This is a genomic window from Micromonospora trifolii, assembly GCF_022229005.1.
Lineage (GTDB): Bacteria > Actinomycetota > Actinomycetes > Mycobacteriales > Micromonosporaceae > Micromonospora > Micromonospora trifolii.
Genome location: NZ_JAKKFD010000010.1, coordinates 102,745 through 123,385, shown reverse-complemented (window position 1 = coordinate 123,385; position 20,641 = coordinate 102,745). Strand labels below are relative to the sequence as shown.

Genomic DNA, 20,641 nt, shown 5'->3' with positions numbered 1-20,641 from the left:
GGGCTCGCCCGCAGGGGCGGGGGTCGGGTTGGCAGGGGCGGAGGGCCCGGGTGGGGGGCCTCGCGATCTTCTAGGGTGGGGCTGTGGCCCGAAGTGTGTATCTGACGAGCGTGGGGTCCGGCGGGGGCAAGTCGACGATTGCCCTCGGGTTGGCGGAGTTGCTGTCTCGCCAGGTCGGGCAGATCGGCGTGTTCCGACCGTTGGTCGCCGACACCGGCCAGGACCCGATCCTCGCCCTGCTGAGCGAGCGGTACCGGGTCGAGGTGCCGCTGTCCGAGCTGGCCGGGGCGAGCTACGCCGAGGCTGCGGCGCTGGTCGCCGACGGCCGACGGGAGCAGCTCATCTCCGCCATCGTCGAGCGCTACCGGGCCGTGGAGCGGCAGTGCCCGGCGGTGGTCGTGGTGGGCAGTGACTTCGACGAGCCGGGCGACCCGGCCCACCCCCGGGAGCTGGCCTTCAACGCCCGGCTGGCCACCGAGTTCGGCAGCGTGGTGGTGCCGGTGGTGGACGGCTTCGGGCAGGAGCCGGCGGCCGTCGCGTCGGCGATGCGGGGGGCGTACCACGACTTGGCCGACCTGGGCGCGACAGTGCTCGCGGTGATCGCCAACCGGGTGACCGAGCCGATGACGCTGCCCGAGCTGCCAGTCCCCGCGTACGCCATCCCGGAGGTGCCGACCGTGTCGGCGCCGACGGTCGCCGAGGTGGCGGCGGCGCTCGGCGCCACCCTGCTGGCCGGAGACGACGCCGCGCTCGGTCGCGACGTGCTGGACTTCGTGGTCGGCGCGGCACATGTGCCGACCCTGCTGGGCCACCTCACCGAGGGCGCCCTGGTGATCACCCCCGGGGACCGGGCCGACCTGCTCGTCGCCGCGAGCGCCGCGCACGTGGCCGGGCAGGTGTCGGTGGCCGGGCTGGTGCTCACCCTCGGCGAGCAGCCCGACCCCCGGGTGATGCGGCTGGTGGAAGGGCTCAACACCGGCCTGGCGGTGCTGTCCGTGCGTCTCGACAGCTACGACACGGTGGCCGCGTCCAGTCGCATCGAGGGCCGGCCCAGCGCGACCAATCCCCGCAAGGTGGAGGCCGCGCTCGGCGCGTTCGAGCGCTGTGTGGACACCGACGACCTGGCCCGTCGGCTGCGGGTCAGCCGGTCGGCGCGGGTCACCCCGCTGATGTTCGAGAACGAGCTGATCGACCGGGCCCGCTCGAAGCCCCGGCACCTGGTGTTGCCGGAGGGCACCGACGAGCGGATCCTGCGCGCGGCGGAGATCCTGCTACGCCGTGGAGTGGCCGAGCTGACGGTGCTCGGCCGGCCGGACGACATCGCCCGGCGCACCCGGGAGCTGGGCATCGACCTCGGCGACGCGCAGGTGGTCGATCCGGGCACCAGCGGGTGGCGCGACGACTTCGCCGCCGAGTACGCCAAACTACGCGCCCACCGGGGCGTCACCAGCGAGTTGGCGCACGACATCGTGGCGCAGCCCAACTACTTCGGCACGCTGATGGTGGCCACCGGCCGCGCCGACGGCATGGTTTCCGGCGCTACGCACACCACCGCCGCGACCATCCGGCCGGCATTCGAGATCATCCGTACGCTGCCGGACGTCTCGGTGGCCTCCAGCGTCTTCTTCATGCTGCTCGCCGACCGGGTGCTGGTCTACGGCGACTGCGCTGTCAACCGCGACCCGGACGCGGCCCAGCTCGCCGACATCGCGATCTCGTCGGCCGACACCGCCGCCCGGTTCGGCATCGAACCCCGGGTGGCAATGCTGTCGTACTCGACCGGCAGCTCCGGCGCGGGTGCCGACGTAGAGAAGGTCGCCGCGGCGACCGCGCTGGTCCGGGAACGCCGGCCCGACCTGCTGGTCGAGGGGCCCATCCAGTACGACGCGGCGATCGACCCGGCGGTGGCGGCCACGAAGCTGCCCGACAGCCCCGTCGCCGGGCACGCCACGGTCTTCATCTTCCCGGACCTGAACACGGGCAACAACACGTACAAGGCGGTGCAGCGCTCGGCCGGGGCGGTCGCCGTCGGCCCGGTCATGCAGGGCCTGCGGCGGCCGGTGAACGACCTGTCGCGGGGCGCCACGGTGCCGGACATCGTCAACACCGTGGCGATCACCGCCATCCAGGCGGCCAGCGAGGAGGCGTCGTGAGTCGGGTACTGGTGCTCAACTGCGGGTCGTCGTCGGTGAAGTGGCGCCGCTACGACGACGACCGGGCGCTCGACCACGGCACCGTCGAGCGGATCGGTGAGCCCGGCGGCGGCCCGGCGGACCACGCCGAGGCGGTCCGGCAGATCCTGGACGGGCTGGACCTGACCGGGTTGGCGGCGGTCGGACACCGGGTCGTGCACGGTGGCCGGGCCTTCAGCACGCCGGTGCTGGTCGACGACGCGGTGCTGGCCGCGATCAAGGATCTGGTGCCGCTCGCTCCGCTGCACAACCCGGCCAACCTGGCCGGCATCGAGGTGGCCCGCGCGGCGCTGCCGGACGTCCCGCAGGTCGCCGTCTTCGACACGGCGTTCCACCACACCCTGCCGGAGGCCGCCGCGACGTACGCGATCGACCGGGACACCGCCGAGCGGTACGACATCCGGCGGTACGGCTTCCACGGCACCTCACACGCGTACGTGTCCCGGCGCACCGCCGAGCTGCTGGGCCGCCCGTACGAGCAGGTCAACACGATCACCCTGCACCTGGGCAACGGGGCCAGCGCCTGCGCGGTGGCGAACGGTCGCAGTGTCGCCACCTCGATGGGCATGTCCCCGTTGCAGGGGCTGGTGATGGGCACCCGCAGCGGCGACGTGGACCCGACAGTGATCTTCCACCTGCGCCGGGAGGGCGGGCTGTCGGTGGACGACATCGACGACCTGCTCAACCACCGCAGCGGCCTGCTCGGGCTGACCGGCGTCAACGACATGCGGGAGGTGCTCGAACGCCGGGCCGCCGGTGACCGGGCGGCGGCGCTCGCCTTCGACGTGTACTGCCGGCGCATCACCGAGTACGTCGGGGCGTACTACGCGCTGCTCGGTCGGGTCGACGCGATCGCCTTCACCGCCGGGGTCGGCGAGCACGCCGCGCCGGTGCGGGTTGCCACGCTGGCCGGCCTGGGCCGGCTCGGCATCACAGTGGACGACGCCCGCAACGACGGCGAGGGCGACCGATTGATCTCACCCGACGGCGCCGAGGTGAGCGTCTGCGTCATCCGCACCGACGAGGAGCGGGAAATCGCCCGGCAGACCCGGGACGTGATCGGAGCGGCCTGACACCACTGAGGCGCGCACCCCCGGGAGGCCCGAGGGTGCGCGCGATTCGGTAGAGCCGTTCAGCGAGACGTCAGCCAGACGCCCAGGTCAGCCGGTCGCCAGCCAGGCGACGAGTGCCACCAGCACCACGACGACCACTGCCGCACCGATGATGAGCGGCAGTCGGGACGGGGCCTCCGTCGGCGCCGCAGCCTCCGGCGTCTGGTTGAAGGCGCGGAACGCCTCGGTGTTGCCGCTGGGGTCCGTGTAGTTCTCAGGCATGTCGGTGACCCTAGCGAAGCTGGTCACGCGGCACCGTCCCCGGCCCGCGGCGTCCCAGGGGTGGACCCGGGCGGCGGAGGTGACCCGACCGGGTGGCGGGTGCACCCGAGCCGGACGGCGGGGCCGCTACGCCCACCCGGGCACCTACCGTGAAACGATGGGGGCGGGCCGGCTGATGGCCGTACTGGTGACAGCGCTGCTGGCCGGTTGTGCGCCGGCGACAGCCGTGGCCGGCGGGGCCACCGGGCCGGTGTCGGTGCGTCGGGCGCCCGAGGGGTCGTACGCCGTCGGCGTGCGTACGCTCACCCTCGATCCGCGCTCGGCGCGCCCCCTGCCGGTGACGATCTGGTACCCGGCGTCGACCGATCAGGTGGCGGTCGGCCGGTTCCCGGTCGTGATCTACAGCCACGGGCTGGGCAGCCGACCCGAGCTGCACGCCGGCCTGACCACCCGCTGGGCGGCGGCCGGTTTCGTGGTGGCCGCCCCCGCGTACCCGCACACCCGACAGGGCGCCGCGCACTTCACCCGGGCCGACGTACGCCACCAGCCGGCCGACGCCTGGCGACTGATCCGGTACCTGGCCGGCCTCGACCGGAGCCGGGTCGACCCCCTCGCCGGGCATCTCGACCTGACCTCGGTCGCCGCCGCCGGGCACTCGGCGGGCGGCTTCACCACCTCCGGCATGTTCAGCGAGGGCCACCCGGCCCGGCTACGCGCCGGGATCGTGATCGCCGGCGGCGGGCTGCCCGGCAGCTTCGCCGGGCCCGCCGCGCCGGTGCTCTTCGTGCACGGCACTGCCGACCCGGTGGTGCCGGTGACTGTCGGCCGGGCCGCGTACGCGCGCACCCCCGGGCCGGCCGCCTTCCTCAGCCTGCTCGACCAGGACCACGGCGCGTACCTCACGCCGGGCCACCCGGGCTTCGCCCCGGTCCTCGCCACCACCACCGACTTCCTGCGCTGGACCCTCTACGGGGACCGGGCCGCCGAAGCTCGCCTCCCCGCCGACGCCCACTCCCCCGCCCTGACCCGTTACGAGTCCCGCCCGGCCCACTGACCCGCCGACGCCGCTACGGTCCTCCCGTGGACGAGCTTGCGCGCCGGCAGCTGGCGAGCATCGCCGAGGTCATCGCGGTGACCGGGGCGGGCGGCATCCCGGTCTGGCGGCGCGGCGCCACCGGCTGAACTGTGGGTGAGCGGATGGGCACGCCACGCCGAAGTCCGCCAGGCACGTCTGCGGGGCAAGGCACAATCGGATTCATGCCACGTCGCGTCACCCCCGCCCTGCTGGCCAGCGCCGTGCTCATGGCCGGTCTGGCCGGCTGCTCGGCGGACGCCAGGAAGACCGAGAGCCAGCAGCAGGCGCCCGTCGAACCACCTCCCGCCGCCACACCGACACCACAGGTCCCCGCCGGCAAGGCCCCGCAGCGCGCCTTCGCTGTCGGCGTACGCCAGCTCAAGCTGAACCGGGACGGCCGCGCGCTGCCGACGACGCTCTGGTACCCGGCGGCCGGGCAGTCCGGCGGCGCGGCCAAACGGTCGGCGACGGCGGCGGAGGGCCGGTTCCCGGTGGTGATGTTCAGTCACGGCCTGGGTGGGCGACCGGACGACTACGGCACGCTGCTGACCCGCTGGGCGGCGGCGGGTTTCGTGGTGGCCGCCCCGACGTTCCCACACACCTCCCGGGGCGCGGACAACAACGTCCTCGACGTGCTCAACCAGCCCGCCGACGTGTCGTACGCGTTGGACCAGGTGCTGGCGTTGGACGGCAAGGCCGGCGACGCGCTGCGCGGCCGGCTGGACGGCGAGCGGGTGGCGGCGGCCGGGCACTCGGCGGGCGGGGTGACCACCATCGGCCTGTTCACCGCGAGCCGGGACGAACGGCTGGACGCGGGTGTGGTGTTCGCCGGCACGGCGCTCGGCGTGGGCACCGCGTTCGCCGGCGCGGCCGCACCGCAGTTGTTCGTGCACGGCGAGTTGGACGAGGTGGTCGAGTACGCGGCGGGCAGGGCCGCCTACGACAAGGTGCCCTGGCCGAAGGCGATGCTGAGCCTGCCCAAGGGCGACCACGGCCGGGCGCTGCTCAGCGACGGCGCGACGCTGCGGGTCGTCTCGGACACGTCTGTCGAGTTCCTGCGCTGGTCGCTCTACGGCGACGCCGACGCCAAGAAGCGCATCCCCACCGACGCGACGCGCGGCGATATCGCCACCTTCGACGACCACCTCTGACCCCCGCCCGCACCGGCCGCACCGGCCGCACCGCCCGCACCGGCCGCACCGCCCGCACCGGCCGCACCGGCCGCACCGGCCGCTCCGGGCGCCCAAGATCGCGCAGTAACCAGGAAATAGTGGCCTCCCACGACGCGGAGGCCACTATTTCCATGATGTTGCGCGATCTTGCGGCGCGGCGGGGCGGGGCGGGGCGGCGGGGCGAGGCACGGCGGCGCAGCGATGCCGCGGCGCGGTGCGCGTCAGGCGGTGTGGTCGATGACGACCTTGCCGAAGGCGTCGCCGGAGTGCAGTCGGGCGAAGGCGTCCTCGACCCGGCTGAACGGAATGACGCTGTCCACCACCGGGCGCACCTCGTTGTCCGAGCAGAACGCCAGCAGCTCGTACAGCTCGCCGGGCGTGCCCATCGAGGTGCCCAGGATCTCCAGCTGCATGGCGAAGACCCGGCGCAGGTTGACCGACGGCTCGTGCCCTGCGGTCGCGCCGGAGACCACGATCCGGGCCATCGGCGCGGCCGACTTCAGCGAGTGGTCGAAGGTGGCAGCGCCTACCGTCTCGATCACCACGTCCACCCGTTCCGGCAGCCGGGTGCCGGGCTCCACAGCGATGGCGCCGAGGGCCGAGATCCGGTCCCGCTTGGCGGCGTCGCGGCTGGTCGCGTACACCCGCTTGCCCATCGCGACGGCGAGCGCGACGGCCGCGGTGGCCACGCCACCGCCCGCACCCTGGACCAGCACGCTGTCGGCGTCCGCGACGCGACCCTTGGTGGTCAGCATCCGCCACGCGGTCAGCCAGGCCGTGGGCAGGCACGCCGCGTCGGTCGCCGCCATGCCGTCGGGCAGCGGGATCAAGTTCGATCGGGGTACGACCACCCGCTCGGCGAGCGTGCCGGCAAAGTGCTCGGAGAGGATGGAAACCCCGCGCGGGTCACCCGGCGTGACGACCACCGGGTACACGACCACCTGGCGCCCCTCCGGGTCCAACCCGACCGCGTCGCAGCCGAGGATCATCGGCAGCTGGGCCTCGGTGAGACCCACCCCGCGCAGCGACCAGAGGTCGTGGTGGTTGAGCGAGGTGGCCCGCAACTGCACGGTCACCCAGTCGTCGGCCGGAGGGGTCGGCTCGGGCCGCTCGCCGACGGTGAGCGCGGCGAGCGGGTCGGCGTCGTCGAAACGGGAGGCAAAGGCAGCACGCATGATCGGCACGGTAACAAGCTGAGCGCTCGTTAAGAAGCCTGCGCGCAGGCCGGCGGCGCATGCTGCGCCCCCGGCCCACGCGTGCGCTTACCGGCGGGCGACGCCGTCGCGGCGGGCGGCTTCGGCGACCGCCTCGGCCACGGCCGGCGCGACACGCGGGTCGAGCGGGGACGGAACGATCGCATCGGCGGTCAGGGACTCAGCCACCACACCGGCGATGGCATCCGCGGCGGCGACCTTCATCGCCTCGGTGATCCGGGTGGCACCGGCATCCAGCGCGCCGCGGAACACGCCGGGAAAGGCCAGCACGTTGTTGATCTGATTGGGGTAGTCGCTGCGCCCGGTGGCGACCACCGCGACGTGCCGGGCGGCCACCTCGGGGTGCACCTCGGGGGTCGGGTTCGCCAGCGCGAACACGATCCCGCCGGGCGCCATCCCGGCCACCGCGGCCTCGGGGATCTGCCCGCCGGAGACCCCGACCAGCACGTCCGCGTCGCGCAACGCCTCGGTGATGTCGCCGTGACGGCCGTCGGCGTTGGTGCTCGCCGCCAGCTCGGCCTTGGTGCCGGTCAGCTCGGTGCGGTGCCGGCCGATGATCCCCTTGGAGTCACAGACCACCACCTGGTCGGGGTTGACGCCCCCGGCGATCAGCATCTTCGTCACGGCCACACCGGCCGCGCCCGCGCCGCTCACCGCCACCCGCAGGTCACCGAGCTTGCGGTCGAGCAACATCGCGGCGTTGCGCAGCGCGGCCAGCACCACGATGGCAGTGCCGTGCTGATCGTCGTGGAAGACCGGGATGTCCAGCGCCTCGTCGAGCCGACGCTCGATCTCGAAGCAACGCGGTGCGCTGATGTCCTCCAGATTGATCCCACCGAAGGAGGGGGCCAGTGCCCGCACCACCGCGACGATCTCGTCCACGTCCTGGGTGTCCAGGCACACCGGCACCGCGTCCACCCCGGCGAACTGCTTGAACAGCACCGCCTTGCCCTCCATCACCGGCATCGCGGCTCGGGGGCCGATGTTGCCCAGCCCGAGCACCGCCGAGCCGTCGGTGACCACCGCGACCGTGTGCGACACCCAGGTGTAGTCGTCCACCAGTGCGGGGTCGGCGGCGATCGCCTCACACACCCGGGCCACCCCCGGGGTGTACGCCAGGGAGAGGTCCTCCCGGCTGGTGAGCGGCACGGTCGAGGTGACGGCCATCTTGCCGCCCCGGTGCAGGAGGAAGACGGGATCAGCGGGGTCCACGGTGGACGAAGACATGGTGGTGACTCCAGGATCTGTCGAGCAGATGTGAGGCGGCCGGCCCCGCCGCGAGGTGGGCGGCGAGCGGTGGCACGCGGTGCGGGGGGTCACCCGGGCACTTTCCGAGCATAGTGTCGGCACTACCCCTCGGATGTGAGCAGGGTCATAACTGACGACGAGGCACCCGTCCGGGGCGGGGCCAGTAACGGGCCACCACCCGCCCGCGTACGTCGGCGACCCCGTACGCCCGGGAGTCGTCGGTGATCAGGTCGTTGTCGCCGCGTAGCCACCAGCCGCCGTCCTGCGGCCGGACCGCACGCTTCACCACCAGCAGATCGGGCCGGGTCCGGAAGACCGCGACCACCACGTCGCCGGCTCGGATCGGGCGGCCACCGGGACGAACCAGCACCGCGTCACCGTGCCGCAGGGTCGGTGCCATGGACGGGCCGGTCACCAGAACGGCGGTCAGCGGCCTCCGCAACCGGGGCACCTCAGCCGGGTGATCGGCGACCACTGGTTTCACCTCCACCCGGTTCGGGGAGCATCCCCAGGAGTAATGTCGCCTTTGATCATCGCAAACTTCCCATGGAGGATCCCGATGCGACTTCCGCGCATCCTTGCGCCCCGCGTCACCGCGAGCGCTCACTGCGACCTGCCGTGCGGTGTCTACGACCCGGCTCAGGCCCGGATCGAGGCCGAGTCGGTCAAAATGATCTGCGAGAAGTACCAGTCGAACACCGACCCGGAGTTCCGCACCCGCGCCGTCATCATCAAGGAGCAGCGCGCCGAGCTGGTCAAGCACCACCTCTGGGTGCTGTGGACCGACTACTTCAAGCCGGCGCACTTCGAGAAGTACCCGAACCTGCACAGCCTGTTCAACGAGGCCACCAAGCTCGCCGGCGCCGGTGGCGTCAAGGGCAGCCTCGACCCGGCCACCGCCGACAAGCTCCTCGCGAAGATCGACGAGATCTCGAAGATCTTCTGGGAGACCAAGAAGGCGTGACCTTCCCGGTCATCCCGACGATCCGGCCGGCACGTCCCGAGGACGTGCCGGCCGTCGTCGCCATGGTGCACGAGTTGGCCGAGTACGAGCGCGCCCCGGAGCAGTGCCACCTCACCACCGAGCAGCTCACCTCGGCGCTTTTCACGACTGCTCCGGCGCTCTTCGGTCACGTCGCTGTCGACGAGCACGATGAGCCGGTCGGCTTCGCACTGTGGTTCCTCAACTTCTCCACCTGGGCCGGAGTGCACGGCATCTACCTGGAGGACCTCTACGTCCGGCCGCCCGCCCGGGGCACCGGAGCCGGTCGACTGTTGCTCGCCACACTGGCCGACATCTGCGTACGACGCGGCTACCAGCGGCTGGACTGGCAAATGATCGACTGGAATCCGGCGGCCGGCTTCTATGCCTCGATCGGCGCCGAGCAGACGAGCGAGTGGGTTCCCTACCGACTCAGCGGCGCCGCGCTCCGCGAGCTGGCCGAGCAGGCCACCACCGCCGGCACGCGTACGGGCGACTGACCGGGTAGAGTCCCCGACCGGGGGGATGAGGCGTGACTCAACTGACTGGCCAGCCAGCGACCGACGACGACGTGGTGCACCTCACGGTGCCTGCCGACGGCGGTTACCTCGGCGTGCTCCGCACCGCCACGGCCGGTCTCGCGGCCCGGTTGCAGTTCGCGCTCGACGAGATCGAGGATCTGCGGATCGCTGTCGACGAGGCGTGCGCCATGCTGCTCGCCATCGCCACCCGCGACGCCGAGCTGGAGTGCCGCTTCGCGGTCACCGAAGACGCGCTGACCGTCGAGGTGACAGTGCCGACAGTGCGCGGTGCCACCCTGCCCGCCGAGTCGTCGTTCGCATGGAAGGTGCTCACCGCGCTGACCACCTCGGCGTCCGCCACGTCCGCCGACGACCGGGCCACTATCTCGCTGCTCACCCGCCGCTCCGGCGGCTACTGACCGGCCCGACGGGCCGGCGCGGTCACTCGAAGCCGAGGGCGCGGGTCGTCGGTGGGCAGATCAGCAACCAGGCCACGCCCAGGCCGAGCGCCATCAGCGGCACGCCCAGCCAGCCAAGGCCAGCCTGGATCATGAACCAACCGATCGGCAGCAGCATCAGCTGAAGCACGATCGCGGGGGCTCGTGCGCCCGCCTGACGGCGCAGCAGCGCGCGGCCCAGGGCCCAGAGCGCGACGGCAGCCCCGATGGCGAACGCTGTCACCAGCAACGCCGTCAGCAGGTCGGTGCGGGTGGCCGTGAGGTCGGCCCAGACCAACCAGACGGCGATCAGCCCGACGACGGCCGCCTCCGCCCACAGCAGCCGGACCGCCCAGCGGAGCGTGACGGGGATCGGGTCCGAGTCGATGGTCACGCGCGCCACGATACCCGGGCTTCCGGAAGGTACAGTGCCGCCCATGCGGGCCGTCCTGGTGGTCAATCCGAAGGCCACCACCACCAGCGAACGCAGCCGGGACGTGCTCGTCCGGGCGCTGCGCAGCGAAGTCGATCTCAGCGTGCGCTACACCCGTCGGCGTGGGCACGCCGTGGCGCTGGCCCGGGAGGCAGCCGCGGAGGGCGTCGACCTGGTCGTCACCCTGGGTGGCGACGGCACTGTGAACGAGGTGGTGAACGGTCTGATGACGGCCGAACCGCCGACTCGCGCCGGCGACCCGCCGATGGCCGAGCGACTGCCCGCGCTGGCGACCGTCCCCGGTGGCTCGACAAACGTGTTCGCCCGCGCCGTGGGTCTGCCCCGGGAGTGGCCGGAGGCGACCAGCATGATCCTGGAGGGGCTGCGGCTGGGCCGGAGCCGGACGGTGGGGCTGGGCCTCGCCGACGACCGCTACTTCACCTTCTGCGCTGGCTTCGGCCTGGACGCCGCGGTGATCCACCGGGTGGAGCAGGCCCGGCGGAAGGGGCGGGTCTCCACACCGTCGCTCTATCTGCGTTCGATCATGAATCAGTACTTCTTCGCCTCGGACCGGCGACACCCGGCGATCGTCCTGGAGCGTCCGGGCGAGCCGGCGGAGGCCGAGCTGGCCACCGTCATCATCCAGAACACGGCACCCTGGACGTACCTGGGCGACCGGGAGGTCAACCCGAACCCGGCGGCGTCGTTCGATCTCGGGCTGGATGTGCTGGCCCTGCGTCAGCTCCGGGTGGCTAGCACAACACGGACGGTGACGCAGTTCCTGTCCCGGCAACCGGATCCACGCGGCCGACAGGTGTTACGACTCCATGACACGGCGGAGTTCACGCTGGTCTCCAACCGCCCGCAGGCGTTCCAGCTGGACGGGGACTATCTCGGCGAGCGGGAGAAAGTCAGATTCACCTCCGTTCCGGCCGCACTGAGAGTAATCTGCTAGGTCTCGGGTACTGCCCTTGGTCGACACGGTGGCCACAACCGATCGACTTGGTCGCCGCCACACCGAGGGGCAGGTGCCGGAAATGTCAGCAATGTCACGCGGACTGTACTATATTGATCCTCGACTGTGGCACGGCGGGTAACCAGGAAAGCACTGGAACCCGGACAAATGGGTTGTGGGCTTGCTCACCGCCCGGAGTTTTTCCGAGCGTCACCCTTGACATCGCGACTGTTCGTGAAAGTATTCACAAGCGAACTTGAGTTACCGGGACATTGCCTGGATATGCTCGTCAGGTTGAGCTGTTCCAGCAGGTCCCCGGCGCTGAACGCCTGCTCACGCACTGCCGAATGGACGGACGCTAACTGTCACCATCGGCACTGCGGATGCATATAGGAAAAGCACGACAAGCAATTGTTCGCCACCCATCCAGAATGAGGAGTGTTGCCGCCATGGACTGGCGTCACCATAGTGTCTGCCGCGACGAGGACCCAGAGCTGTTCTTCCCGATCGGGACGTCTGGACCGGCTCTGCTGCAGGTCGAGCAGGCCAAGGCCGTCTGCAGGCGCTGCTCCGTGACCGACCAGTGCCTTCAGTGGGCACTCGAGTCTGGTCAGGACGCCGGCGTCTGGGGCGGAATGAGCGAGGAGGAGCGGCGCGCCGTCAAGCGGCGCGGCGGTCTCCGGGTGCTGCGCGCTCACTCCGCCTGATCCCCAACGACACAGCTGTACGCCCCGGTGGGTTCGCCCACCGGGGCGTTCTGCTGTCCGGCACCGGATCATCCCGCGCCGGCACTGTTCAGCCTGCGGACGCCAGCACGGGTCGGTCGTCGACCCGACGCAGGACCAACTCGACCAACTCCGGTGCGTCGGTCAACGGAGCGGCGACCGCCACCGCACCCGCCACCCCGGCCGCCTCGATCACCGCGTCGTGGAACAGCCCCGGCGCCAGGAAGTACGCGGACACCGCGACCCGGCGTGCGCCGGACGCCCGCAGCCGGGACACCGCCACACCGGCCGCCGGCGGCGCCGCCGACGCGTACGCCACCCGGCAGGGCACCCCGAACTCCACGCCGAGCGCATCGGCTACCCGGCCCACCGATCGTCGCGCCCGCGCGTCCCGGGTGCCCGCCGCGGCCAGCACCAACGCGTCGAAGCGGCCCGGGCGCGTCTCACCCAGCCGACGGCACAGCCCGGCCAGCAGCCCAGGGTCGGGCGTGTCGTCCGCCGGGCCGAGCACATCGGTCACCCGTACCGACAGCTGTGGCCCGGACCGCGCCGCAGCGGCGACCGCCGCCGGAATGTCCACCCGATGGTGGTACGCGGCGGTCAGCAGCAACGGCACCAGCACCGCCCGGCGGTGACCGGCCACGGCCAGGTCGCGCAGCACCTCGGTCGGCCCCGGCTCGGTGTGGTCCAGCCAGCTCGCCCACACCGGCGTGCCCGGCCGGGCCGCCGACACCGCCCGGGCCAGCGCCCGGGTGGCATCGGCCGCCCGTGGGTCACGGCTGCCGTGCGCGACAAGGACCACCGGGTCCGCCCCGCCGGCCGCACCGAGGCCGGTCAGGGTCGTCGCCGGGGAGGTCAGACGTGCAGCCCGCACTCGGTCTTCTCGAACATGGCCCACCGGCCGGCCCGCGCGTCCTCGCCGGCCTTGGTACGGCGGGTGCACGGCCAGCAGCCGATCGACCCGTAACCCTGCTTGAACAGCTCGTTGACCGGCACGTCGAAGCGGGCGATGTAGGAGTCCACATCCTTCTGCGACCAGGCCGCGATCGGGTTGACCTTGACCTTGCCGCGGCGCGCGTCGAAGGTCACCACAGGTGTGTTGGCCCGGCTCGGCGACTCGTCCCGCCGCAGACCAGCCGCCCAGGCGTCGTACCCGGTCAGTGCCCGCTCCAGCGGCTCCACCTTGCGCAGCTGGCAGCAGTCGTCCGGCGACTTGTTGAACAGCCGGGGGCCGTACTGGCCGTCCTGCTGGCCGACGGTGAGCCGGGGCCGGATCGACCTGACGTTCACCGGCAGCGTCCGGGCGACCTCGTCGCGTACCCGCAGCGTCTCGGGGAAGTGCAGGCCGGTGTCGAGGAAGACCACGTCCACCCCGGGGGCCACCCGGGACACCAGGTGCGCCAACACGGCGTCGGCCATCGAGCTGGTCACGCAGAACCGGTCACCGAAGGTCTGCGCCGCCCAGCGGGCGATCTCCAGTGCCGGGGCGCCCTCCAGGTCCCGAGCGGCCTGCTCGGCCAGCGCCCGCAGCTCGTCCGGGCCGCGCCGGGCCGGGTCGGCCGGCGTCGCGCCGCCCGGACCCACCAGGCGCAGGCTCGCGGCCGAGACGAGACTCATGAGGTCACCGCCCGACTCAGCAACCCGGTGAACTTCACCGAGAAGACCCGGGTGCAGGCGTGGCACTCCCAGGCGCCGTGACCCGCCTCGTGCGGCCGCAGGTCCTCCTCGCCGCAGTACGGGCAGTACAGAGGTGCCGCTCGGTTCTCGCTGCTCACCGCAGTTCCTCCTCGTCGACTCTGATCACCCAGTTGGCGAACGTCTCGCCCTCACTCCGACCGGCCAGGTAGCGACGGGCCAGCCGTTCCACGTACTCCGGAAGTTCGTCGGCGGTGGTCTTCAGGCCGCGCAGCTTGCGGCCGAACCCGGCGGTCTGCCCCTGGGCCATGCCCAGGCCGCCGCCCAAGTGCACCTGGAAACCCTCGACCTGCCGGCCGTCCGGGCCGACCACCAGTTGACCCTTGAGCCCGATGTCGGCCACCTGGGTGCGTGCGCACGCGTTCGGGCAGCCGTTGATGTGGATCGAGATGTCCGCGTCGAAGTCGCGCAGCCGCTGCTCCAGCCGGGCCACCAGCTCCTCGCCGCGGGCCTTCGTCTCGACGATGGCGAGCTTGCAGTACTCGATGCCGGTGCACGCCATCGTGCCGCGCCGCCAGGCCGAGGGCCGGGCCTCCAGACCGATCCCGCGCAGCCCGTCGATCAGCGACTCGGTCCGCTCCGACGGCACGTCGAGCACCAGCAGCTTCTGGTACGGGGTGAGCCGCACCCGGTCGCTGCCGTGCGCCTCGACCACGTCGGCCAGCTGGCTGAGCTGCGCACCGGAGACCCGCCCGACCACCGGAGCGGCGCCCACGTAGTGCCGCCCGTCGGCCTGCTCGTGCACACCCACGTGGTCGACCGGCTTCGACGGCAGGATCGGCGCCGGGCCGTCGAGCAGCGTACGACCGAGGTAGTCCTTCTCCAGGACCTCGCGGAAACGCTCCACGCCCCAGTCGGCCACCAGGAACTTCAACCGGGCCCGGTTGCGCAGTCGGCGGTAGCCGTAGTCGCGGAAGATCCCGACCACCCCGGCCCACACGTCGGGCACCTCGGCCAGCGGCACCCAGACGCCGAGCCGCTTGGCGAGCATCGGGTTGGTGGAGAGGCCCCCGCCGACCCAGACGTCGAAGCCGGGCCCGTGCTCCGGGTGCTCGACACCGAGGAAGGCGATGTCGTTCGACTCGTACGGGGTGTCCACCAGCCAGGAGATAGACGTCTTGAACTTGCGGGGCAGGTTGGAGAACTGCTTGTCGCCGACGTAGCGGGAGACGATCTCGTCGACCGCCGGGGTCGGGTCGAGCAGCTCGTCGCGGGCCACCCCGGCGACCGGGCTGCCCAGCACGATCCGCGGGCAGTCGCCGCACGCCTCGGTGGTCTGCAACCCGACCGACTCCAGCCGACGCCAGATCTCCGGCATGTCCTCGACCCGGATCCAGTGGTACTGGATGTTCTGCCGGTCGGTGATGTCGGCGGTGTCCCGCGCGAACTCCCGGGAGATGTCCGCGATCACCCGCAGCTGCGCCAGGCTGAGCTGGCCACCGTCGATGCGGACCCGGAGCATGAAGAACTCGTCCTCCAGCTCGTGCGGCTCCAGCACGGCGGTGCGCCCGCCATCGATGCCCGCCTTGCGCTGGGTGTAGAGGCCCCACCAGCGGAACCGGCCCCGCAGATCCTGCGGGTCGATCGAGGCGAAGCCTCGGTGCGCGTAGATGGTCTCGATGCGGGCCCGGACGTTGAGCGGGTCGTCGTCCTTCTTGATCCGCTCGTTGGGGTTGAGCGGCTCGCGGTGGCCGAGCGCCCACTGACCCTCACCCCGTGGCCGGCGCGGCGCTCGGGTCGGGCGAGCCGTCGGGTCCTCGGAACGGGCCGGGATGCTGCTGACCGCCATCGCGGCGTCCTCCGTTGTCTGCTGTGCCTCGGGATACGCGGGGCGCGGCGGCCGGCCCGCGAAGCGGGCGGGACAACGGTGTCTTCAGACAGCCGGCGCGGAGCGCGCCCGAGACAGAATGGTCGGGCGTCGTCAGTAGGCCGGACAGATCGCGCTGCGCACGCGGCCGTAATCGACGTGGCGACGTGCCACGAAGCGGCGGACGACTGCGGCGGTCATGGGGCCCATGCTGCCACACGCCATGGGGGCCGGCCAATGTCCACGTGCTGGATCCCACATCACGGGCCGGGGTTCAGCCGACCAGCTGGTCACGGCGCCCGCCACCTGCCGCCGGCTGACGCCCACGGAGGGGGTGGCCGTGGCAGGCTCGGACCGTGGGGCAATTGTCCGAGAATTCGGCCGGGGCGGCGTGGGAGCGCCTGCGCCGCCTGCCGGTCTGGCTCCCCCCGGCACTGTTGACACTGGCGGTGACAGTGACCGGGCTGGGCTCCGCCCAGCTCTGGCGCGACGAACTGGCGACCTGGAGCGCGGCCACCCGGTCGCCGGGCGACCTGGCCCGACTGGCCGGCACCATCGACGCCGCCACCGGGCCGTACTACCTGCTGATGCACCTCTGGACCAGCGTCTTCGGCGACTCCACGATCGCCCTGCGCGTACCGGCGGTGTTGGCGATGACAGTGGCCTCCGGGCTGCTCGCCGTGCTCGGCGCGCGGCTCGTCGGCCGGCGTGGCGGCCTCTTCGCCGGGCTGCTGTTCGCGGTGCTTCCCGGCACCTCCCGCTACGGGCAGGAGGCTCGCCCGTACGCGCTGGCCACCATGCTCGCCGTGCTCGCCACGCTGCTGCTGGTGACCGCGCTGCGTCGGCCGACCGGGGCCCGTTGGGCCGGTTACGCCGCTGCCGTCGGCGCTCTCGGGCTCATCCACCTGATCGCGCTCACAGTGCTCGCCGCCCACGCGCTGGTCGTCCTCATGGCCTGGTGGCGTGGGCCGGCCCCGGCCGGCATCGCCGCCCCGACCCAGCCCGACGTCGAGCGGGACCGGCGGGTGTGGCGGTGGCTGGTCGCCGTGCTGCCGGTAGCGCTGCTGGCCGGCCCGCTGCTGGTCAAGGCCCGGACCCAGCAGTCCCGGCAGTTGAACTGGGTCCACCTGGCCCGGCTGGACGACCTGACCGCGCTGCCCGGCGGCGTGGCCCAGAGCAGCGTGGTCGGTGGCCTGCTGGTCGGGGTCGCCGCGCTGGGCGCGGCCCGGCTCGGGCGACGCGCCCTGCTACCGGTCAGCGCGGTGCTGCTGCCCGTACTGCTGCTCTTCGCCGCCGGCACTGTCGTACCGCTGTGGGTGCCCCGGTACCTGGTCTTCGTGGTGCCCTTCGCGTGCCTGCTGGCGGGCGCGGCGCTGGCCGCCGTGGCCTCTCCGGCCGCGCTCGTCGTGGTGGTCCTGGCCGGGCTGCTCGGCCTACCCGATCAGGCCGCGCTGCGACGGACCCACGAGTGGCCGCGCAGCGCGCCGGTGGACTACGCGGGCGCGGCCCGGGTGATCGCCGACGGTCAACGCCCGGGAGACGCGGTGGTCTACTCGCCCCGGCACAGCTGGCTGTTCCTCGACCTCGGCATCGAGTACCACCTCAGCGACCCACCCCGGGACGTGCTGGTGACCGAGGACGAGGTCCGCCGCGGCGATCTGTGGGCCGCCGAGTGCCCCCAGCCAGCGCAGTGCCTGGCCGGTACGACACGGGTGTGGCTCGTCGTCTCCGGCCGGCACGCCGAGCCGCTGGCCGCCGTGCCCGGCGCCAAGGGCGACGCGCTGCGCATGGACTTCACAGTCACCCAGGTCTGGCCGCGCCCCGGCCTCACCGTCGCCCTGCTGACCAGCCGTCCCGGCCGCTGACCGGTTCGTCCATGGTCGGGCCGCGCACCTCGTTGAGGGTGATGCCTCTGAGTCATCGTGATGACTCACCGGCATCACGCTCATCCAGACATCCGCTCCCCGACGCGGACCCGCCCGAGCGCGAGCGGGAGGCGGAAGCCGCCGGCGGGCGGCGGCTCAGCCCTGCGAGCGGCCGTCGTGGGTGTTGCGGGCCAGCGGGACGACCAGCATGGCCTCGGTGCCACCGTTGGCGCCGGCACGCAGTTCGATGGTGCCGCGCAACTCGCCGGTGATCAGGGCTCGGACGATCTGGAGGCCGAGCCGGCTGCCGCGTTCGGCGTCGAAGTCCGGGGGCAGGCCACGTCCGTTGTCGGTCACCGAGACGTGCAGCATCTTGCGGAACCGGTGCGCGGAGACCACCACCTCGGGCCGCAGTGACGGGTCGACCTCGGGCGCGGCGACCGGCACCATGCCGGAGGCGCCGGCCACCGGGGCCTCCTCTGTCTCGTCGGCCGGCGGAAAGCCGTGCTCGACGGCGTTGAGCAGCAACTCGTTGAGGACCATCACCAGCGAGGTGGCGATCTCCGCCGGCAGTACGCCGAAGCTGCCCCGCCGACGCATGCCGACGCTCACCTCGGTCGCCGCGACCTCGGTCGCCGCGCTGGCCACCCGGTCGACGATGCCGTCGAACTCCACCGCCTCGTCGCTGGACATCGAGAGTGTCTCGTGCACCAGGGCGATCGAGGCGACCCGCCGGACCGATTCCTCCAGCGCGACCCGGGCCTCCGGCATCGCCACCCGGCGGGCCTGCAACCGCAGCAGCGCGGCCACCGTCTGGAGGTTGTTCTTCACCCGGTGGTGGATCTCCCGGATGGTGGCGTCCTTGGTGATCAGCGCCCGGTCCCGGCGGCGGACCTCGGTGATGTCCCGGACCAGCACCAACGCTCCGATCGGCACCCCGGCCGGCATCAGCGGCAGCGCCCGGGTGAGCATCGTGGCACCTCGTGCGTCGATCTCCCGGCGGGGTGGCGCCTCACCGCGCAGCGCGGCCAGGATGCCGTTGGAGGCCTCGGTGCCGTCCAGCGGGTCACCTGCCAACCGGCGGTGCAACGCGGCCAGGTCCTCCCCCACCAGGTGCGAGGCGTAGCCCAGTCGGCGGTACGCGGACTGCGCGTTCGGGCTGGCGTAGGTGACCTTCCCGCCGGCGTCGAGCCGGACCAGGCCGTCGCCGACCCGGGGCGCCGAGGTGGTCTCGCCCGGATGCCGCGGCGGCGGGAAGGTGCCATCCGCGATCATCTGCGCCAGGTCGTCGGCAGTGGTGAGGTAGTTCAGCTCCAGCTGGCTGGGCGTACGCGCCGTGGAGAGGTTGGTGTCCCGCCCCACCACGGCGATCACCTCGCCGGCCTCCCCCTCGGCGGTCCGCAGCCGCACCGGGATCGCCTCGTGCCGGGCCGGTACGTCGCCGTACCAGACCGGGTCGCCCTCGCGCCAGATCCGGCCCTGGGAGTACGCCACCCCCAGGTGGGCCACCTCCGGCCCGCCGACGATCCGACCCACCTGGTCGTCCTGGTAGGCGGTCGGTGCGGTGGTCGGGCGCACCTGGGCGACGCAGAGGAACGTGCCGTCGGCGTCGACGGGCACCCAGAGCAGCAGGTCAGCGAAGGACAGATCGGAGAGCAGTTGCCAGTCGCCGGCGATCCGGTGCAGGTGGTCGATGTCGGCCGGACGGAGATGGGTGTGCTCCTCGGCGAGGTCGCGCAGCGTGGACACGGTGACCAGGGTGCCACGCCGCGCCTCACATCGTCGCGGTGACCTTCTTCAACCCGCGCGGCGCGTCCGGGTCCTCGCCCCGGGTGAGCGCCAGGGCCAGCGCCAACCGCTGCATCGGCAGGATGTCCAGCAGCGGGGCGTACCGCTCGTCGACCTTGGGGACGGCCAGCCGGGTGGCGCCCGGCACGTCGGCGGAGCCGACCACCACGACGTCGGCGCGGCGTTCGCCGAGGCGGGGCAGCACCTCACCCATCGACCGGCCGCCGGGGCCGGAGCCGACCACGGCGAGCACCGGGACCTCCGGGTCGGTCATCGCGAGCGGGCCGTGCAGCAGGTCGGCGCCGGAGAAGGCGAGGGCCGGCAGGTACGAGGTTTCCATCAGCTTCAACGCGGCCTCCCGGGCCGTCGGGTAGGCGTACCCCCGGCCGGTGGTGACCAACTGACGGGCGAACCGGTAACGCGGGGCGAGCTGCGCCGGGGTGCCGTCGGCCAGGGTGCGGGCGGCCAGCTCGGGCAGTGCGTCGAGCGCCTCCCGTTCGGCCTTCGGGAGCACGCCGTCACCGGCCCGGATCCCCTCCACCAGCATCAGCAGGGCGAGCAACTCGGCGGTGTACGTCTTGGTGGCGGCGACCGCCCGCTCGTGCCCGGCGGCGATGTCGACGCTCAGCTCGGCCACGTCGACCAGCGGCGAGTCGGGGGCGTTGGTCACCGCGAGGGTCAGCGCGCCGGAGGCCCGGGCGGCACGCAGCACCTCGGCCAGGTCGGGCGAGCCGCCGCTCTGGCTGACCCCGACGACCAGCGCGTCGGACAGGTCGGGGCGGGCACCGAACAGGGTGACGACGCTGGGCGAGGCGAGCCCGGCGGGCAGGCCGAGCCGGATCTCGGTCAGGTAGGCCCCGTAGAGGGCCGCGTGATCGGAGGTGCCCCGCGCGGTGAAGACCACGTGCCGTGGCCGACGTTCCGCGATGATCGCCGCCACCCGGGCGATCTCGGCGGCGTTGGCAGCCGAGAGCAGGCGCGCGTAGCCAGCCGGCTGCTCGTCGATGTCGGCGGACATTCCAGCCCCTGCACGTGTCACGGAAACCCCTCCCCCTGCGCGATTGCCGCGCGATTCTTGCTCAGTCTTGCACTTTTAAGCGTATCTCAGCAATCGAACGAGCAGGACTGCGCAGGTGATCACCAGTTGATCTCAACATCAACTAAGCTTTACCCACTGCACCCGGTCTAACTGCCACGA

21 protein-coding genes are annotated in these 20,641 nt (G+C 72.4%); 10 read left to right on the top strand and 11 right to left on the bottom strand.

The genetic code is table 11. The annotated features are described in order from the left end of the window. Nucleotides 1-83: 83 nt before the first annotated feature. Together pta and NIE79_RS07625 are read left to right on the top strand one after the other, a co-directional pair. Nucleotides 84-2,153: a phosphate acetyltransferase gene (gene pta, locus NIE79_RS07630; protein WP_238677861.1), complete on the top strand. Its 2,070-nt coding sequence runs from the start codon at nucleotides 84-86 to the stop codon at nucleotides 2,151-2,153. Beyond that, nucleotides 2,150-3,265: an acetate/propionate family kinase gene (locus NIE79_RS07625; RefSeq protein WP_238677860.1), complete on the top strand. Its 1,116-nt coding sequence runs from the start codon at nucleotides 2,150-2,152 to the stop codon at nucleotides 3,263-3,265. Before pta ends, NIE79_RS07625 begins: the two co-directional genes overlap by 4 nt. 87 nt (nucleotides 3,266-3,352) lie before the next feature. Here NIE79_RS07625 and NIE79_RS07620 read toward each other — a convergent pair whose 3' ends face one another. After that, nucleotides 3,353-3,526 carry a hypothetical protein gene (locus NIE79_RS07620; protein ID WP_238677859.1) on the bottom strand — a complete coding sequence of 58 codons (174 nt, stop codon included), beginning with the start codon at nucleotides 3,524-3,526 and terminating at the stop codon, nucleotides 3,353-3,355. Nucleotides 3,527-3,683: 157 nt separating this feature from the next. On the opposite strand from NIE79_RS07620, the gene NIE79_RS07615 reads away from it, so the two are divergent. Both NIE79_RS07615 and NIE79_RS07610 read left to right on the top strand, forming a co-directional pair. Then, nucleotides 3,684-4,580 carry an alpha/beta hydrolase family protein gene (locus NIE79_RS07615; RefSeq protein ID WP_238677858.1) on the top strand — a complete coding sequence of 299 codons (897 nt, stop codon included), beginning with the start codon at nucleotides 3,684-3,686 and terminating at the stop codon, nucleotides 4,578-4,580. Nucleotides 4,581-4,783: 203 nt separating this feature from the next. Continuing rightward, complete coding sequence (locus NIE79_RS07610; protein ID WP_238677857.1) at nucleotides 4,784-5,752, top strand: alpha/beta hydrolase family protein; 969 nt, start codon at nucleotides 4,784-4,786, stop codon at nucleotides 5,750-5,752. A 242-nt stretch (nucleotides 5,753-5,994) separates the two neighbouring features. On the opposite strand, the gene NIE79_RS07605 is transcribed toward NIE79_RS07610, so the two are convergent. The 3 genes from NIE79_RS07605 to NIE79_RS07595 all read right to left on the bottom strand — a co-directional run bounded on the left by NIE79_RS07605 (nucleotide 5,995) and on the right by NIE79_RS07595 (nucleotide 8,710). Beyond that, on the bottom strand, nucleotides 5,995-6,957 hold the full coding sequence (locus tag NIE79_RS07605) for a zinc-binding dehydrogenase (RefSeq protein WP_238677856.1): 963 nt from the start codon (nucleotides 6,955-6,957) through the stop codon (nucleotides 5,995-5,997). A 78-nt stretch (nucleotides 6,958-7,035) separates the two neighbouring features. Continuing rightward, a complete protein-coding gene (locus NIE79_RS07600; RefSeq protein WP_238677855.1) occupies nucleotides 7,036-8,214 on the bottom strand; it encodes an NAD(P)-dependent malic enzyme in 1,179 nt (392 codons plus the stop codon). Nucleotides 8,215-8,359: 145 nt separating this feature from the next. Further along, nucleotides 8,360-8,710: a S24/S26 family peptidase gene (locus NIE79_RS07595; protein WP_238677854.1), complete on the bottom strand. Its 351-nt coding sequence runs from the start codon at nucleotides 8,708-8,710 to the stop codon at nucleotides 8,360-8,362. Between the two features lie 84 nt (nucleotides 8,711-8,794). Between NIE79_RS07595 and sodN the strand changes: the two genes are divergently transcribed. The 3 genes from sodN (at nucleotide 8,795) to NIE79_RS07580 (ending at nucleotide 10,157) form a co-directional block, all read left to right on the top strand. Further along, nucleotides 8,795-9,199: a superoxide dismutase, Ni gene (gene sodN / locus NIE79_RS07590; protein ID WP_238677853.1), complete on the top strand. Its 405-nt coding sequence runs from the start codon at nucleotides 8,795-8,797 to the stop codon at nucleotides 9,197-9,199. 62 nt (nucleotides 9,200-9,261) lie between these two features. Next, nucleotides 9,262-9,717: a GNAT family N-acetyltransferase gene (locus tag NIE79_RS07585; protein WP_274523762.1), complete on the top strand. Its 456-nt coding sequence runs from the start codon at nucleotides 9,262-9,264 to the stop codon at nucleotides 9,715-9,717. A gap of 32 nt (nucleotides 9,718-9,749) precedes the next feature. Beyond that, nucleotides 9,750-10,157, top strand: coding sequence for an ATP-binding protein (locus tag NIE79_RS07580; protein ID WP_238677851.1), 408 nt, complete (start codon nucleotides 9,750-9,752; stop codon nucleotides 10,155-10,157). Between the two features lie 22 nt (nucleotides 10,158-10,179). Here NIE79_RS07580 and NIE79_RS07575 read toward each other — a convergent pair whose 3' ends face one another. Continuing rightward, complete coding sequence (locus tag NIE79_RS07575; RefSeq protein ID WP_238677850.1) at nucleotides 10,180-10,569, bottom strand: hypothetical protein; 390 nt, start codon at nucleotides 10,567-10,569, stop codon at nucleotides 10,180-10,182. Nucleotides 10,570-10,612: 43 nt separating this feature from the next. Between NIE79_RS07575 and NIE79_RS07570 the strand changes: the two genes are divergently transcribed. Both NIE79_RS07570 and NIE79_RS07565 read left to right on the top strand, forming a co-directional pair. Then, nucleotides 10,613-11,563 carry a diacylglycerol/lipid kinase family protein gene (locus NIE79_RS07570; protein ID WP_238677849.1) on the top strand — a complete coding sequence of 317 codons (951 nt, stop codon included), beginning with the start codon at nucleotides 10,613-10,615 and terminating at the stop codon, nucleotides 11,561-11,563. 449 nt (nucleotides 11,564-12,012) lie between these two features. Continuing rightward, entirely contained in the window at nucleotides 12,013-12,270 is a 258-nt protein-coding gene (locus tag NIE79_RS07565) for a WhiB family transcriptional regulator (RefSeq protein WP_088950012.1), read from the top strand. A gap of 88 nt (nucleotides 12,271-12,358) precedes the next feature. Here NIE79_RS07565 and NIE79_RS07560 read toward each other — a convergent pair whose 3' ends face one another. From NIE79_RS07560 to NIE79_RS07545, 4 genes are read right to left on the bottom strand one after another with little or no spacing between them, the layout of a single operon-like run. After that, nucleotides 12,359-13,162 carry a sirohydrochlorin chelatase gene (locus NIE79_RS07560; protein ID WP_372471420.1) on the bottom strand — a complete coding sequence of 268 codons (804 nt, stop codon included), beginning with the start codon at nucleotides 13,160-13,162 and terminating at the stop codon, nucleotides 12,359-12,361. Next, nucleotides 13,144-13,905 (bottom strand): phosphoadenylyl-sulfate reductase, encoded by a 762-nt coding sequence (locus NIE79_RS07555; protein WP_238677848.1) that lies wholly within the window; start codon nucleotides 13,903-13,905, stop codon nucleotides 13,144-13,146. The genes NIE79_RS07560 and NIE79_RS07555 overlap by 19 nt, the downstream gene beginning before the upstream one ends. After that, nucleotides 13,902-14,063 carry a hypothetical protein gene (locus NIE79_RS07550; protein ID WP_165435836.1) on the bottom strand — a complete coding sequence of 54 codons (162 nt, stop codon included), beginning with the start codon at nucleotides 14,061-14,063 and terminating at the stop codon, nucleotides 13,902-13,904. Before NIE79_RS07550 ends, NIE79_RS07555 begins: the two co-directional genes overlap by 4 nt. Beyond that, nucleotides 14,060-15,772: a nitrite/sulfite reductase gene (locus NIE79_RS07545; protein WP_238677847.1), complete on the bottom strand. Its 1,713-nt coding sequence runs from the start codon at nucleotides 15,770-15,772 to the stop codon at nucleotides 14,060-14,062. Before NIE79_RS07545 ends, NIE79_RS07550 begins: the two co-directional genes overlap by 4 nt. Nucleotides 15,773-16,146: 374 nt before the next feature. Between NIE79_RS07545 and NIE79_RS07540 the strand changes: the two genes are divergently transcribed. Next, nucleotides 16,147-17,655, top strand: a complete 1,509-nt coding sequence (locus NIE79_RS07540) for a glycosyltransferase family 39 protein (RefSeq protein WP_238677846.1) — start codon at nucleotides 16,147-16,149, stop codon at nucleotides 17,653-17,655. 156 nt (nucleotides 17,656-17,811) lie between these two features. Here NIE79_RS07540 and NIE79_RS07535 read toward each other — a convergent pair whose 3' ends face one another. Together NIE79_RS07535 and NIE79_RS07530 are read right to left on the bottom strand one after the other, a co-directional pair. Further along, nucleotides 17,812-19,404 carry a PAS domain-containing sensor histidine kinase gene (locus NIE79_RS07535; RefSeq protein WP_238677845.1) on the bottom strand — a complete coding sequence of 531 codons (1,593 nt, stop codon included), beginning with the start codon at nucleotides 19,402-19,404 and terminating at the stop codon, nucleotides 17,812-17,814. 25 nt (nucleotides 19,405-19,429) lie between these two features. Then, nucleotides 19,430-20,461, bottom strand: coding sequence for an SIS domain-containing protein (locus NIE79_RS07530; protein ID WP_238677844.1), 1,032 nt, complete (start codon nucleotides 20,459-20,461; stop codon nucleotides 19,430-19,432). Nucleotides 20,462-20,641: the final 180 nt, after the last annotated feature.

What these genes read in the sequence shown, in the direction of transcription:
- NIE79_RS07555 (WP_238677848.1), bottom strand. Translation starts at nt 13,905, where the DNA reads ATGAGTCTCGTCTCGGCCGCGAGCCTGCGCCTGGTGGGTCCGGGCGGC.
- NIE79_RS07565 (WP_088950012.1), top strand. Translation starts at nt 12,013, where the DNA reads ATGGACTGGCGTCACCATAGTGTCTGCCGCGACGAGGACCCAGAGCTG.
- NIE79_RS07600 (WP_238677855.1), bottom strand. Translation starts at nt 8,214, where the DNA reads ATGTCTTCGTCCACCGTGGACCCCGCTGATCCCGTCTTCCTCCTGCAC.
- NIE79_RS07620 (WP_238677859.1), bottom strand. Translation starts at nt 3,526, where the DNA reads ATGCCTGAGAACTACACGGACCCCAGCGGCAACACCGAGGCGTTCCGC.
- NIE79_RS07610 (WP_238677857.1), top strand. Translation starts at nt 4,784, where the DNA reads ATGCCACGTCGCGTCACCCCCGCCCTGCTGGCCAGCGCCGTGCTCATG.
- NIE79_RS07585 (WP_274523762.1), top strand. Translation starts at nt 9,262, where the DNA reads ATGGTGCACGAGTTGGCCGAGTACGAGCGCGCCCCGGAGCAGTGCCAC.
- NIE79_RS07530 (WP_238677844.1), bottom strand. Translation starts at nt 20,461, where the DNA reads ATGTCCGCCGACATCGACGAGCAGCCGGCTGGCTACGCGCGCCTGCTC.
- NIE79_RS07570 (WP_238677849.1), top strand. Translation starts at nt 10,613, where the DNA reads ATGCGGGCCGTCCTGGTGGTCAATCCGAAGGCCACCACCACCAGCGAA.
- sodN (WP_238677853.1), top strand. Translation starts at nt 8,795, where the DNA reads ATGCGACTTCCGCGCATCCTTGCGCCCCGCGTCACCGCGAGCGCTCAC.
- NIE79_RS07545 (WP_238677847.1), bottom strand. Translation starts at nt 15,772, where the DNA reads ATGGCGGTCAGCAGCATCCCGGCCCGTTCCGAGGACCCGACGGCTCGC.
- NIE79_RS07615 (WP_238677858.1), top strand. Translation starts at nt 3,684, where the DNA reads ATGGGGGCGGGCCGGCTGATGGCCGTACTGGTGACAGCGCTGCTGGCC.